Consider the following 13,437-nt stretch of genomic DNA (forward strand, 5'->3'; position numbering starts at 1 on the left):
GACCAGGGGGCCACTCGTTCAAATTCCGGGCAAGATCACAGCCTGCTCGAGTTGGCGGGGAGCGCGACGGCCCCCTGATCATGCTCGATCCCAAACCAGACAGGCCACCGGCCAAAGCCGTTCCACCGACCTACGCTCTACAGGACTCGGCGAGCGTGAGCCGCGATTTCGATAGTTTGGGGCTCCCCAGGAATAGCGCCGCGTCGTCGAATCTGCTGACCAGAAACCCAAGCTAGGTCGGGATGCCCCGAGGCTGCTAGTTGACGTAGTTCATTTTCCTGATCCCGGTTAGGGATCAGTTCATAGATATCGGCAACGAGAATCTCGAGAGAGTCCGCATACTCGCTGTATCGGATTGGATCGACTTCTCTGCGGAGATAATTGTGCATTATGTGTGGAAAGTTTTCACTTGACACGAGACCCGTGGCTATCAACTCTTCCTGAAATTCCCTCCAAGGAGAGTCTTCGCGACCTTCTCTGGATTCGAACCATCGAAAAAATCTAGCGATCATGTTGCCCGGTACGCGGACTCGGATATCTCCATAACTGGCAGGGTCGACGGGGATTAGATCGTCATTGGTCACACCCATGGCAGAGAGGGCGCTACTCCCCTGAGGGGAAACTTTATGCACCCCTCCAACGGGCTGAAACTGCTGCGCATATCGGGATCCACGAATGAGCAGGTACTTTCCGTCTATGGTTATGCGGAAAAGGTAAGACGTTGAAACCCTTATTGCCTTTCTCCTGTAACGGATCGAGTACCAAATGTGTCGAATTTGGCTTCGGTTCTGCGCGAATTCGTCAATGAGTGGTATGAGTAGCCCGACGCTGAGCCCCGCCGTCATGTTGACGGCTACTGGATTTCCTATGAAGAAACTCGTGGTTCCTGCGGTGAGCATCAAGATTAGGTAGGCAAAAAGCCGAGACACTGATGTTGCCCCTATCGTGGAAGTGGGATGAGTGGATCCGTGAGGAGATACCTGCTTACCCATGAGAGTTGAGAGTCGGAATTGGCGAGACTCTTGAGGAGGGGTCTCGAGATAGACCTAGCCTCATACATGGCAACTAGCAATGCGCGTCGCACGTTGGTATTTGACTCGTCTTCAAACTCTCTGCGCAGCAGTTGCCCATCGGCGACTGTGCTAACCCTCCCCAGATACCTAGCGGCAAACTCTCTGGGCAAGTTTGACTTATTCTTATTGTTTAGAATATCCCAAGCGAGATCGCGAATCTCTTTCGAGGATATTTTTTGTCGGGTGGCGGCCTGCAATACTCGCTGTTCTAGGTGGTCATACTTGTGGCCGGCGGCCATGCGCATGGTTGATTCGTAGGACCGCCCGACGGCTGTGTAGCGCTCCGGGAAGCACTCCAGGTAGTGAAGAAGGTTGCTGGCCAAGTGGTGGCTGTCTTTGAGATTTCGAATCACCCAATGAATTGCTCGATCGTCCTTCAGTCGCCCCATTCTGAACAAAGAAAACTTCACATCGCGATCCCTTTGGGGTTCCTCGGTGGATTCCGTAAATAGCTTGTATAGCCTCTCCGTTGCCCCGGATTCCCTGATCTTGATGCTGTAATTTATTGCATCCTTTTCCAGGTCTTCGAGCTGAGATAGGGATTGGCTGTGATTGTATATCCCAGTCTTGGTTGAGGACATCGACAAGCGCCGGGAGCGGAGTATTGAGTTGATTTCGAGAAGTGCGTCTCTCAGTGTTTCACTTTCTGTATCGAAGAGCATCATGTCGTCTGAGTAGCGCAGATAGTGCATTCCGGATCGACGAATAAACTCATCGACGGGGAGGAGGTAGAGATTTGCGAGAATCGCTGAGGCGTCGGGGCCTTGGGGTATTCCCCATGCGTGACTGGAAGTTTGGAACATTCGGAGGTACGTAATGAGTCGCTCGACGATGTATCGGTCAGCCCCGACGGACTCGATGTCGATCCCGAGGGTGCTCACATCTATATGCTCGTAGAAGGAAGTGATGTCGGTGCGAGCCAACTGAAAAGGGGCGGTGTTGATGATCGCAACTCCACGCTTTTGCATAGATACCCACGAGTTTACGGGGCTCCAGAAGCTTTTTCCTTTCTTGCTCCAGCGCGCACTGTAAACGCTCTCATGCAGTTCAGAATCGATTAGATTGGCGATTGAGAAAACAAGCGTGTCATATACTAGGCGGTCTTGCACTGATAGGCGGGCTATGGGGCGAACAGCCACCGAATTCTTCGGAATGTTTAGGATCTCGACATAGTCTGGGCCGACGTGGCCACTTCTTATTGATGTGACTATCCCTGCCTGTATGTCAACCCAGGATGAATTTATGTCGGCAAAGTTTATGATGTCTGGCACTTCTGACTGGCCTCTACCGCTAAATAGACGGCCTCGGGCCATTTCGAGATACCTGAAGAACGATTGACTCACCCCCGTCACCCCCTATGCCCCGGTGCTATTCTGTGGCTACCTAGGGTAGCCGCCGCAAGTTCCGTCTGGAGTCTTTCTGGTGCTTGCGATCCTCCGGGCTGGATCCTGCGTAGCCAGTGTCGAGTTGGGTGCCCTGAACCTCAGCACTGAAGGCAGCCAGGGCATGGGTAACCGGACGAAGCCCGAGGCGCGGGACTGGACCGCCGCCACCCCTTGCAGCAGCTCCCTACCGCAACCACAGCAACCGTCCCTGAACCTCAGTGGCTCTCAGGGCCTTGGAGTGACCGGGACCCCCTGGCACCTGTTTGCCGCTGTTCAACGCCCACTGCGGCTGGGAGTCGCTGATTCCCAATCTCACGTCGTAAACGATCAGGTCAAGGTATGTTCACCGCATGCCCGCAGCCCCGCCGACGTGCCCCGACTGTGCCCAGACGATGAAGGCCGGCGGCCTTGTCCTGTCTGGGCGGGAGGACGACGGCGCGCGAACCTGCCAGGCGCTGTGGCGGTGTCCCGATCGGCACGTCTGGTGGAGGTGGGCGGACCGAGAGGACGATCCGCTAGAGGTCTGTCCGTATCCAAACTCCTCTGGTCCTGACATCTATGGCTGACATCAACGGTGGGGGACAGCCCCATCCGCGAGCGACTTTGCACAGCCGCCGAACCTCCAGGCGGACATGGGGTGCGGCGTCGTGATCGAACTTACAAAGCAGATGTCGGCGGTTCGAAACCGTCCGCGCCCACCAGCACAAAGGCCCCCGCCGATCATGACGGGGGGCCTTTGACGTGTCGGGGGCGCCGCCGGAGTGGCGTGTTCAGCGTGCTTGGAGCAGCCACCGGAAGCGGCTGTTGCTGGGCTCGGCGCCCCGGTGTCCGACGCGGGCGGTCCAGTGGCGGGACACCACGTTCACGAAGCTCTCGACCGCGCGGGGGTCGGCGCGTCGCCAGGCGGGTACGGCGGTGAGCCAGGCGAGCGCGTCGTCGGGGGGCTGCTCGCACTCCATGAGCCGCACGGCGGTGTACGCGGCGTCGATCCAGGCGGGGCCGGTGGCGGGCATGGCCCAGTCGATGACGTGGGCGTCGCCGTCTGCGTGGCCGATCAGGATGTTGTGCGGGTTGGTGTCGGTGTGCAGGAGGGTGTCTCCCGCGAGGAGTTCCGCGTCGCCAGGTGTGAGGTGTTCGCCGTAGCCGTCGGTGAAGGCGGGGACGGTGAGGTGCGCCGGAGTGCGGAGCCGGGTCATCCGGGTGAGTGCGCGGGCGATCGAGGGCAGGTCGCCGGTGCCGGGGGCGAGGTCGGCGTGCCGACCGTCGATGTGGTCGAAGACGAGCAGGGCCCAGCCGTCGGCCCGGACACTGTGCCGGACGACGGGCGCGATTCCGCCGACGACGGGCCCCAGCGCCAGCTCCCACTGGAGCGCGGCGGCCTCCGCGATGTCGGTGTCGCGGACGCCCTTCAGGAAGAGCCGGCCATGCCTTTCGGTACGGATCACCGCCGCGAGTCGACAGTTCAGCCCCTCCGCGACGGTGGTGGTGTCCGTGACGGGGCCCGTCCGGCCCTCCACCGCGGCCCGTACCCCGGCAGGCAGATCCGCCCACTCCACACGTTTGCTCATACCGTCCTCGCCTGCTCGGCCCGGGGCCGCCCCGTGGCAGGGGCGACCTCGGCTCGTCGGTCTGTCACTGCTGCGTGGCGCCGCACTTGCGGCACCGGATCTTGCCGCTCCAGCCCACCCAGTCGTGGTCGCAATCGTCGCTGCGCGGGGTCGGGGAATCCATGGTCGTCACCTCCTCTCATGGTCCAGCGGATCGGCGTGGCCTCAGCCGTGGTGCTGTGGCCGGAGGGAGATTGAGGCGGCCGTTCGTTATGCCGAGAGGTGGAGAGTTTCCAACTCGTGGGCGATGCCCGAGGCGATGACTCCCAGGGATATGACCCACAACGACAACATCATCACCACGCCAACGGTGGATACTTTTCGATTTCGCACGAGTCGCTTTCGGTGGCTCGCTGCCCTGTTCGACGCCGTGCGGGGAGGCCGAGGCCGTCGACGGGAGCCTTTTTCTTCAGTCGGCAATCGGGGCGGGGACAGGCGCAGGGGCCGAATTCCAAGGGGTTGAAATCCGAGTGTCTGCTCGGTGGTTGGTGCACCGTCAATCTCCATGGAGGGCTGGTGGATCACCGTGTAACGGCGGGCTCAGCCGGACTGGTGGCACCCGTGTACAGCGGCTCGGTGGTGACCTGCTGGAAGCTGTGGTGCCCGGTGGCCGCCGCATGACCGAGAACCCAGGCAGCGAACTCCGCCAAGGGTGGCCCGAGCGGCGACCGCTCCTCGCACTCGGTGCACTGGACCAGTCGGGCTGCGGGTGCACCTTCTACGGGCCTGAGCACAGCAGCCTGACTATTCGTTCTCATCATCGGTCCTCGGTGATGTGAAAGGGCAGCGAGAGGTACCCGAGCACACTCGGGCATCTTTCGATGAGTGGTTATGGCGACATCAGTCCCACTACGCTGAGTGGCCAGGTTGTCACCCATGACGGTAGGCGGGTGTGACATCCGCTTGGAGTGACCGTGAGTACGGGTGACTGCCCGCTGTGAGCGGACAAGGGGACGCCATGGGCAAGCAGGTGAACGGAAGAACCCCGACCGGTGGTCAGGGAACATCCGGCCGAGGTCGCGCGGGCATCATCTCGGGCTATGTCTTCCGTGTCATACGCGAGCAGGTGGGGCACACACAGGACAGCCTCGCCGAGCGGTTCGGGGTGGCGCCGGACACAGTCGCAGGGTGGGAGACCGGACGCCGACCGCTGACTTCCCTGCCGGTGGGGCAGACGCTGGTGCACCGACATCGGCTTCTGCGGATGGGTACAGCACCCGCTCTGCTGGCCGCTCTCGGACGCGCGATGGAAGCCGACATCGTGCTGGCCGGCGCGCTGGAGGACAGACCGGCCCCAGGGGTCGACCCGCTCGGCGCCTGGGTCCTGCAACGCGACCTCGTAGAGTTCCTGACCTGGCCCTTCACTGGAGTCCCGCCCAGTTCGGTACGTGATCTTCCGGCGCCTTCCCGGCCGCGTCGTGGGCCGGTGCCCATGGTGCCGGAACTGCCCACGGCCGAGCGGCGCCGCTTCTTCGGCCGTATGCGGGAGACCGCCGAGCGAACGCAGGGGTGCCGTGACTTCCTGCTGGGTAGGCAAGCTCTCTACCTCGCCGGATTCGATGAGGGCACCGACACCTCCAGGTGGCTGGCACACCAGCAGGGGACCGAGCGTCCGGATGACTGGCTGACCCGATGGCTCAACTCCCGTTCCGTCGCCGCCGTGGCCGCGCGCCAAGGAGACCGGGACCGCATGGTCCACTTCATCAGCCACACCCTGGGCGACGGTGACCGGGCCGAAACGGCGAACTTGAACTACTGGGCGTACTGGATCGGTGAGTCCTCACACGTGCAACTTTCGGACGACTTCATCGGCGAGGCGCCCGGGCCTTGGCACGGCGACCGGCTCATGGCCCACCTGATTCGCGGACTCGTCCCGTGCCACGGCTTCTTCGACCTCAACGTCCACACCCTCTGGATGCTGTTCGCCGCCCGACCGAACCTGCTGCACGCGCGGTCGGCGGCCGGTCGGACCCTGCGGGAGCGGCTGCCGGTGCTGTTGGATGAGCCTCGGCTCCTGCCACAGGCCCGGCGGGAGCTGGATGGTATCCGCTACGCGATCCGCCTCGCCGAGGCGTGAAAGGGGACACCCGTGAGTGACCAGGACCTGGCGGACGTGGCCCACTTCCTCTGGGAGGCGGGGACATTGAAGGCGGCCCGGCGCACGGGCTGGTGGATGGCGGGTGTCCGTGACCCCGAGAGTGTCGCGGAGCACGCGTGGCGCACGTCCGTCATCGCCTCGGTCATCGCCACCCTGGAGGGCGCCGACGCCGCGCGGGCCGCGCACCTGGCGGTGTGGCACGACTCGCAGGAGACGCGGACGGGCGATGTGAACCATCTGGGGAAGAAGTACGCGGCTCCGGGCGACCCCGTCGCGGTGACAGCGGATCAGACGGCCGGTATGCCCGAGATCCTGCGATCCGCGATCCGTGCGGTCGTCGCCGAGTACGAGGCGCGCGAGACCCCCGAGGCCGTCTGCGCGCGGGACGCGGACAAGCTGGAGTGCATGCTTCAAGGGTTGGAGTACACGGCGCAGGGGTACGAGGCCGCCCGGCGATGGGTCGACAACAGCCGGGCCCGGATCGTCACCGTCTCCGGCCGGGCGCTCGCCGACCAACTCCTGGCGCAGGCCCCGCTCGACTGGCTGCACGCGGCCATGGGCACGCGGCGCGGCTGATCCGTCCGGCCGCCCCGGCCCATCGGCCGGCTGCCGCCGGTCACACCCCCAGCCACGCCCGCCGGTCCCTCGCCACTCTGTAGACCTCCTCCACCTGCGCCGGTGTCAGCACCCCCGTCAGCGACCCCAGCCCGGACACCTGCCGGTCCTGGTACACCCGCACGGCCCGCTGCGCCGGAGCCACGTCGACGGCGGACGCGGCGACGAAGACCAGGACCGGGTGCACGGAAACGGGGAAGGCGCAGAAGTGTTCCAGCGTGGTGCGGGCGCGGGTGGACTCCGTGAGGCTGGTGAGGGGGTAGGGGCGGGGTGGGCCCTGGCCGATGGTGGCTGTCGTGGGGGTGACATGGACCGCTTGGCCCGGGTGGTGCTTCGTGGTGACGGTGAAGACCCCGCCCGGGCCGATCAGCAGATGCGCGATGTCCGGCTCGCGCGGCAGCGGCACCGAGTGCAGCACGCGCCAGCCGTAGCGGCCCAGCCGGTGCAGCTCCGCGCCCACGCGGCGCTCCGCCGCCAGGGCCCGGGGGGAGGGGCGGCGGGAGAGGCGGAGGCGGGCGTGGGCCAGGGGGCCCGGGGCGCGGCGGGTGAGGCGGTCGTGGAGGGTGGCGCCCGGGCGGCGGCGGGCGAGGTCGTTCTCCGGGGTGAGGGGCGGCAGCTCCCGGCGGGGCGAGGACCGGGGCACCGACGGGGGCGCAGCCGTCGGCGTGTGCCGGGCGATCGCGTCGAGAACGGCGTCCCGATAGCTGGGCCGCAGACAGACGACATCGCCCGAGCGGCGGTCCGCCCAGCCCACGGAGGTGCCGTCCGGCAGGTCCACATAGAGCCGGTCGTGCCCGAACCGCTTCCACGAGGTGACCCTCAAACCCTCCACCGCACCCCCTCCGGGCATAACGAATCCATTGCTATAGCAGCAGTCGGGAGGAAGGCCCACAAGAGTACGTTCCGTGAACTCCCTTTCTGATCAGGGGAGTTGGCCAAGTGGTATAGGCCATTTGGTAACAGTTCGGATGACCATCTCATATATCTCCCTAATCTGCCCTAGGGTGACGCTCCCTTAACTGTGCGCATCCTGGACGGTCCCGTGTACGACTCATCTCCCCAGCCTTCGCCGGGTCAGCGGCCTCCCCACGCCCACTGGGCCCAGCAGGCCGACGACTGGAGCACGGGGCAGCAGCCCCCGGTCTTCCCCGCCGCGCCGCCGCCCCCACAGCCGCCGCGGAAGAAGTCCCGCGGCGGTCTGATCGTCACGCTCAGCGTCATAGCCGGACTCGCGATAGCCGGGGGTCTGGTGGTGTACGTGATGGACTCCGGCGACTCCGAACCCACCACCGTGACCGAGACGACCACGGAGCCGGGCCGTCCCGCGAAGAAGGACGCGACGCTCAAGGGCTGTTCGGTCGACGAGTCGACCAAGATCCCCACCGCCGTTGTGAACATCACCAACAACTCCAGTTCCACCAGCAACTACGCCGTCGACGTCGTCTTCGTGGACGAGGAGGGCAAGAGCGTCACCAAGGGCGTCGCCAAGGTCGACGGTGTGGACCAGGGGCAGTCCGCCGACCACTCCGTGCGCGGCCAGCAGGCCGTCGAGGGGACGGTCACCTGCGAGGTCGCCTATGTGACCCGCTGGGCGCAGTGACCGACCCCTGGTAGCCCCCCTGGAGCCGGATGGATCAGGGCAGGTCCCGACGGGTCGCACCGGCCCGTCCGGGCCCGTCGCGACCCCCGTCCGGGCCCGCCGGGGCTCCGGCCGGCCGCCGGACCGGCCCCCGCGCCGGCGCCGCCCCGGCGGCCGGTTTGGCGGAAACGGCCTGTGACAGGGCTATCGCCCGGCACCGACGCTGCTTACAGTGCGGGTGTTTCCCAACCCGTTCTCCGTGTGGGGGGTGCCGATGTCCACGGTCGATCCAGCCGCCGGCCGAAGTCGGCAGCGACCGGCCCGGAGCGGTCACGGGCGCCGACCGGGCGCCCGTACCGTGATCGGGCTGGTCGTGTACGGCGGAATCTGGACACTGCTCGGTGCCGGGATCGCCGCCCTGGCCCGGCCCCGTGTCGCCGAGCTGTGCCCCGCCGGTGGCACCGGCCCTCCGCAGTCGCCGCCCTGGCTGCTCTGGTGCCTCGTCGCCGTCCTGATCGCCGGTTCGCTGCTCGGCGTCGCGCTGCGCGCGGGGCTCATCGACCGGCTCGGGCTCAACCTCCAGTCCGCGCTGTCCTCGGCGCTCGTGAACGCGGGGCTCGCGGCGGGGTTCCTCCTCGGCGCCCGCGTCCTCTGGGAGACCCCGCCCCACCTGGGGTATCTGACGGACGAGAGCGGCGGGCGGGGCGACGCCTGGGGCATGGGCGCCTGGCTCGCCTGGACCTCGCAGTACTGGCTGCCCCTCACCCTGCTGATCCTCGTCGCCCTGCGGGTCCTGGCGAGCCTCCGCTACGAGCGGGCCGAACGGCTCCGCGTCGCGCGGGCACGGGCCGTCGTCACCACGGGACGCCGTACCAAGGGCGTGGTCATCGAGGCACGGGAGACCGGCATGGTGACCCGGGACCGGCCGCGCGCCCACTTCGTGGTGCGGTTCATCGACGAGACGGGGTCGCCCCGCTCCGTCACCAAGACCGCGCTCTTCCCCCGGACCGAGCTGCCGCGCCCCGGTGACCGGGCGGTCGTCTGGTACGACCCCGCCGCGTCCGGAGCGGACACCGTGATCGCGGTGGTGCTCGCCGACCCCGGCCGGCTCGGGGAACGGGACATGGCCGAAGCCCTCGACGTGGGCGGACTGGTGATCCACTGAGCCCGGCACCGGGTGCCCGGTACCCGGCGTCCCCCTCGGACGCCCCGGGTATCACGGAGGGCCTGGAACCGCCCCCGTCCCCGGAGGCACACTGAACACATGTGCCGCAGCATCAAGACGCTCCGCCCGCCCGTCCTCCCCGAAGAGGCCACCGAGGACGACATCCGGGCCGCCGCGCTCCAGTACGTCCGCAAGGTGTCCGGTTTCCGCGCGCCCGCCGCGCACAACCGCGAGGTCTTCGACCGGGCCGTGGACGACATCGCCGAGGCGACCCGTCGGCTCCTCGACGGTCTGGAGGTACGGGGCGCCCACCGGGCCGCCTCGGTCACCCCCGCGGAATGAGCGTCACCCTCACCGAATGAGCGCTGGGCCCTGCCGGATGACCGTCGGGCCCACGGAATGAGCGCCGGGCCCGACGAGCGGGCGCCGGGCGAACGTCAGGCGTCGGCGCAGGCCGGGCGGGGCGCTCCCGCGGACCCCGCCGGGGACACCGGCTGACCGGGCACGGACGCGGCGCCCGCGGGCACCTGGCGGCGGCGCATCACATACGCGGCCAGCGCCCCCGCGGCGAACAGCGCCAGCACCGACACCGCCGCGCCCGTCCAGCTCGCGCCGAGCCACTGGCCGCCGAAGTAGCCGAGCCCCACGCTGTAACAGGCCCAGACCACACCGGCCACGGCGGACCACGGCAGGAACTCCCGTACCGTGCGATGGGCGGCGCCCGCCCCCAGGGAGACCACCGAGCGCCCGGCCGGTGCGAAACGGGCGATCACCACCAGCGCGCCACCGCCCCGGCTGAGGGTCGTCCCCAGCTTGGCCTGGGCGCGGGTGAGTCTGCGCGAGCGCGCGATGGCGCGGTCGAACCGGTCCCCGCCGCGCCGTGCCAGCCGGTAGGCCACGAGATCGCCGACGACCGACGCGGTCGCCGCGCACAGGACCAGGATCAGCAGCGACGGCACTTCCTGCGCCACCGGCACCTTGCCCGCCGCGCCCGCGACCGCCACCGTTCCGGCCGTGGCCGTCCCGGCCGCCGCCGCGGTGGCAGCGGTGATCACCAGAACGCCGCTGGGCAGCACCGGCAGAAAGACGTCGAGCAGTACGGAGACGGCGACCACCGCATAGATCCAGGGGCTGCTGGTCAGCGACCCCAGAGTCTCCAGCACCTTTGTTTCTCCCCGTTTCGTGGCTTTGCCGCGACGTCAGGAGACGGTCGGTGTGGCGGCAGTATCAGCTGTACAGCGTACGCGGAACGCCTTCGATCGATCGCTCGGGGGCCAGTGATGTTGTGATCATCACTTCAGTCGCTGAATTCCCGCTTGAGCCGCTGGACGGGGGAGACGGGCGAAGAGGAAGAGGAAGAGGAGAGGGAGGGAAGCGGAGAACAAGGGAGGAGAAGAAGGGAGAAGAAGGGAGGAGGAGAGGGCGGGAAGAGGGCGGGGAGAGGGAACGGGGGCGCGAGGGAACGGGAAGTGCCCGGCCCCCGCGGAGGGGCCGGGCACTTGCGTGGGGGGACGGAACGGGTCCGGGGGTCAGGCAGGGACCGAGGTCCGCCGCGGCCGGGTGGTCTCCTGGCTCCGGGAGAAGAGCCGGTCCAGCGAGAGCCCGCCGGGGCCGGTGAAGACCAGCAGCAGGAAGGCCCAGCAGAAGATCGCGGACGCCTCGCCGTGGTTCTCCAGCGGGAAGAGGCCGTCGGCCTGGTGCTCCACGAAGTACGCGTACGCCATGGAGCCCGAGGCGATGAACGCGGCGCTGCGGGTGCCCACGCCCAGCATCACCAGACCGCCGCCGACGAGCTGGATCACCGCCGCGTACCAGCCGGGCCAGGTGCCCGCGTCGACGGTGGCGCCGGTGCCGGCCATGCCGCCGAGGACGCCGAAGAGCGAGGCCGCGCCATGACAGGCGAAGAGGAAGCCGATGACGATACGGAAGAGCCCGATCACATAGGGCTGCGCCTGATCCAGTCTGCCGGGCAGGGAGGTGTTGGCCATGACGGGACTCCAGGGGGTCGTGGGGGGAACCGAGAAAGTGCGGGAAGCGTGGGGCTTCCCGCGACTTCACGCTAGGAGGCTCCGAGTGTTACTTGCAAGTTCAACATTTGATTCACAGGGGTTTCTCAGCGGAATCTCATCGTCCTCCCGGGGGTATGGCAGCTAATCCCGGGCAAATCACCGGCCGGGGCCGCCCCTTGTCCCTGAGCCGTCCGGGGGCGGGGTGAGCGTTCGTTCGTCCACCGTCACCAGTCCCGTGCCCGGCGGCCCCACCTGCTCCAGCCGCAGCCGCGCGGAGCGCCCCCGCAGCGTCAGCGTCATGAGCTGGTTCCCGAACCATGGACCTCCCGTGCGCTCCCAGCGCACCGGTGGTCTCCCGGTACGGCCGTGCCGGGCCAGGGCCCGCCCCGCGAGCCTGGCCGCCGGGCTCCAGCCGAGGCGGAAGGCCCACCGGAGGGTGCGGGAGAGGGTGTTGTGCAGCGGGGAGCAGGTGAGCTGGACCACCCGGGCCTCGGGGCCGGTGCCCTCCGGCCACCGGGGCTCGGCGATATAGCCGTGGTGCACATCGCCGGAGAGGACGCAGACCGTGGCGGGCGCGCCGGGGCCGCCGCCCGCCCGGGCGATCAGCCGGGCCAGCCCGTCGAAGGAGCGGGGGAAGGCGGGCCAGTGCTCCAGGTCGAACCGCCGCCGCAGCCGCTCGCCCAGCCGGGCCCAGGGTCCGCCGGGGCCCCCGCGCTCGCCCCGGCAGAGGGCCGCGTCCCAGCTCTCCAGCTCATGGGCGAGGGGCGGCAGCAGCCAGGGCAGCGAGGTGGCGACGAGGAGATGGTCGTACGCGCCGCGTGCCGCCGGGGTCTGCTCGTCCAGCCAGCGGGACTGGGCCGGGCCCAGGATCGAGCGGCGGCGCTCGTCGGCCAGGGAGCGGCCCGCCCGGGTGTCGAGCATCAGCAGCCGGGTGCGGCCGAAGTCGCGGCGGAAGCTCCAGCGCACGGAGTCCGGGTCGGTCTCGGCCCGTTCGGCGAAGGTGCGCAGCGCCGCCGTGCCGTCGGGGGCGGCGCGCACGGCGGCGAGGAGCGGGTCCGTCCCCAGTTCGGCGGGGGAGAGGTTGCCGAGGTGCTGGTGGACCCAGTACGACATCAGCGCGCCCACCGCCCGCTTGTGCCACCAGGGGGTGGCCCGCATCCCGGCCACCCAGGACGCGCTGGTGTTCCAGTCGTCGATCACGTCGTGATCGTCGAAGATCATGACGCTCGGCACGGTCGACAGCAGCCAGCGCACCCCCGGCTCCCCCCAGGACTCCTCGTACAGCCGGGTGTACTCCTCGTAGTCCCGTACCTGGGGGCCCGGCGGCTCGCGCAGATCGCGGCGGGCGGCCAGCCAGGAGCGGGTGGCGGGGGAGACCTCGTCCGCGTACACCTGGTCGCCGAGGAGCAGCAGGACATCGGGGCGGGCGGCGCCGGGGTCGGCGGCGAGGCGGAGCGCGAGGGCGCCGAGGGCGTCGGGGCCGAGGGCGTCCTGCCCGTCGCGCCCGTCGCCGACCGGGTGCGGGGCCTGGCGGCAGGAGCCGAAGGCGACCGTGACGCCGGGCGCGGGCACGGGGGGTGCGGTGATCGTGGATGGTGGGAAGCGGAAGTCGGGTGGCGGCCAGACCCGATGGCCGTCGAGCAGTACCTCGTACGTCGTTGTGCTGCCGGGACGCAGTCCGCCGACCGGGACGACGGCATAGTGGCGGGCCGCGATCCGGAAGGTGGTGGCGGAGCCGTGGGCGCCGTTCGCGCAGGGGATCTCGACGGTGCAGTGCCGGTCGGTCTCGACCCAGACGGTCGCCGTGGTCCCGGTCTCCCAGTCGATGTGGCGCAGCAGCGGCCCCAGGCGCAGTCCGGCCGTGGCGGCTCTCATTCCGTGTGCTCCTCCCCGTCCCCCCGGCCCG

Annotated in this window: 13 protein-coding genes and 1 pseudogene; 5 read left to right on the forward strand and 9 right to left on the reverse strand. The window is 68.0% G+C overall.

Annotation, left to right across the window (positions count from 1 at the left end; genetic code table 11):
• Positions 1 to 137: 137 nt before the first annotated feature.
• The 5 genes and pseudogenes from CRV15_RS20470 to CRV15_RS38030 all read right to left on the reverse strand — a co-directional run.
• Positions 138 to 992 (reverse strand): SMODS-associated NUDIX domain-containing protein, encoded by an 855-nt coding sequence (locus CRV15_RS20470; protein WP_306584025.1) that lies wholly within the window; start codon positions 990 to 992, stop codon positions 138 to 140.
• A complete protein-coding gene (locus tag CRV15_RS20475) occupies positions 941 to 2,344 on the reverse strand; it encodes an RNA-directed DNA polymerase (RefSeq protein WP_162925194.1) in 1,404 nt (467 codons plus the stop codon). The genes CRV15_RS20470 and CRV15_RS20475 overlap by 52 nt, the downstream gene beginning before the upstream one ends.
• A gap of 884 nt (positions 2,345 to 3,228) precedes the next feature.
• On the reverse strand, positions 3,229 to 4,026 hold the full coding sequence (locus CRV15_RS20480) for a phosphotransferase (RefSeq protein ID WP_003960348.1): 798 nt from the start codon (positions 4,024 to 4,026) through the stop codon (positions 3,229 to 3,231).
• Positions 4,027 to 4,361: 335 nt separating this feature from the next.
• Positions 4,362 to 4,559, reverse strand: coding sequence for a hypothetical protein (locus tag CRV15_RS36790; RefSeq protein WP_003954120.1), 198 nt, complete (start codon positions 4,557 to 4,559; stop codon positions 4,362 to 4,364).
• Between the two features lie 132 nt (positions 4,560 to 4,691).
• Positions 4,692 to 5,072 (reverse strand): annotated as a pseudogene (locus CRV15_RS38030) (hypothetical protein); the annotation flags it as partial.
• Between CRV15_RS38030 and CRV15_RS20490 the strand changes: the two are divergent.
• Together CRV15_RS20490 and CRV15_RS20495 are read left to right on the forward strand one after the other, a co-directional pair.
• Complete coding sequence (locus CRV15_RS20490) at positions 5,024 to 6,142, forward strand: helix-turn-helix domain-containing protein (RefSeq protein ID WP_003954122.1); 1,119 nt, start codon at positions 5,024 to 5,026, stop codon at positions 6,140 to 6,142. The pseudogene CRV15_RS38030 and the gene CRV15_RS20490 overlap by 49 nt on opposite strands.
• A 12-nt stretch (positions 6,143 to 6,154) precedes the next feature.
• Positions 6,155 to 6,739: an HD domain-containing protein gene (locus CRV15_RS20495; RefSeq protein ID WP_003954123.1), complete on the forward strand. Its 585-nt coding sequence runs from the start codon at positions 6,155 to 6,157 to the stop codon at positions 6,737 to 6,739.
• Positions 6,740 to 6,779: 40 nt separating this feature from the next.
• Here the strand turns inward: CRV15_RS20495 and CRV15_RS20500 are convergent, their stop codons facing one another.
• Positions 6,780 to 7,610, reverse strand: a complete 831-nt coding sequence (locus CRV15_RS20500) for a nuclease-related domain-containing protein (RefSeq protein ID WP_009996079.1) — start codon at positions 7,608 to 7,610, stop codon at positions 6,780 to 6,782.
• Between the two features lie 210 nt (positions 7,611 to 7,820).
• Between CRV15_RS20500 and CRV15_RS20505 the strand changes: the two genes are divergently transcribed.
• The 3 genes from CRV15_RS20505 (at position 7,821) to CRV15_RS20515 (ending at position 9,864) form a co-directional block, all read left to right on the forward strand.
• On the forward strand, positions 7,821 to 8,378 hold the full coding sequence (locus CRV15_RS20505; RefSeq protein ID WP_230864106.1) for a hypothetical protein: 558 nt from the start codon (positions 7,821 to 7,823) through the stop codon (positions 8,376 to 8,378).
• 337 nt (positions 8,379 to 8,715) lie between these two features.
• Positions 8,716 to 9,522 (forward strand): DUF3592 domain-containing protein, encoded by an 807-nt coding sequence (locus CRV15_RS20510; RefSeq protein WP_009996078.1) that lies wholly within the window; start codon positions 8,716 to 8,718, stop codon positions 9,520 to 9,522.
• A 99-nt stretch (positions 9,523 to 9,621) separates the two neighbouring features.
• Positions 9,622 to 9,864: a DUF2277 domain-containing protein gene (locus CRV15_RS20515; protein ID WP_003954127.1), complete on the forward strand. Its 243-nt coding sequence runs from the start codon at positions 9,622 to 9,624 to the stop codon at positions 9,862 to 9,864.
• 95 nt (positions 9,865 to 9,959) lie between these two features.
• On the opposite strand, the gene CRV15_RS20520 is transcribed toward CRV15_RS20515, so the two are convergent.
• The 3 genes from CRV15_RS20520 to CRV15_RS20530 all read right to left on the reverse strand — a co-directional run bounded on the left by CRV15_RS20520 (position 9,960) and on the right by CRV15_RS20530 (position 13,406).
• Positions 9,960 to 10,685: a DedA family protein gene (locus tag CRV15_RS20520; protein WP_003960343.1), complete on the reverse strand. Its 726-nt coding sequence runs from the start codon at positions 10,683 to 10,685 to the stop codon at positions 9,960 to 9,962.
• Positions 10,686 to 11,051: 366 nt separating this feature from the next.
• Positions 11,052 to 11,510, reverse strand: coding sequence for a DoxX family protein (locus tag CRV15_RS20525; RefSeq protein WP_003960342.1), 459 nt, complete (start codon positions 11,508 to 11,510; stop codon positions 11,052 to 11,054).
• 177 nt (positions 11,511 to 11,687) lie between these two features.
• Entirely contained in the window at positions 11,688 to 13,406 is a 1,719-nt protein-coding gene (locus tag CRV15_RS20530) for an alkaline phosphatase D family protein (protein ID WP_003960341.1), read from the reverse strand.
• Positions 13,407 to 13,437: the final 31 nt, after the last annotated feature.

It is taken from the genome of Streptomyces clavuligerus (genome assembly GCF_005519465.1).
GTDB lineage: Bacteria > Actinomycetota > Actinomycetes > Streptomycetales > Streptomycetaceae > Streptomyces > Streptomyces clavuligerus.

Coding starts and splice junctions, on each gene's coding strand:
- CRV15_RS20490 (WP_003954122.1), top strand. CDS start 5,024: ATGGGCAAGCAGGTGAACGGAAGAACCCCGACCGGTGGTCAGGGAACA.
- CRV15_RS20480 (WP_003960348.1), bottom strand. CDS start 4,026: ATGAGCAAACGTGTGGAGTGGGCGGATCTGCCTGCCGGGGTACGGGCC.
- CRV15_RS20470 (WP_306584025.1), bottom strand. CDS start 992: ATGGGTAAGCAGGTATCTCCTCACGGATCCACTCATCCCACTTCCACG.
- CRV15_RS20530 (WP_003960341.1), bottom strand. CDS start 13,406: ATGAGAGCCGCCACGGCCGGACTGCGCCTGGGGCCGCTGCTGCGCCAC.
- CRV15_RS20515 (WP_003954127.1), top strand. CDS start 9,622: ATGTGCCGCAGCATCAAGACGCTCCGCCCGCCCGTCCTCCCCGAAGAG.
- CRV15_RS20525 (WP_003960342.1), bottom strand. CDS start 11,510: ATGGCCAACACCTCCCTGCCCGGCAGACTGGATCAGGCGCAGCCCTAT.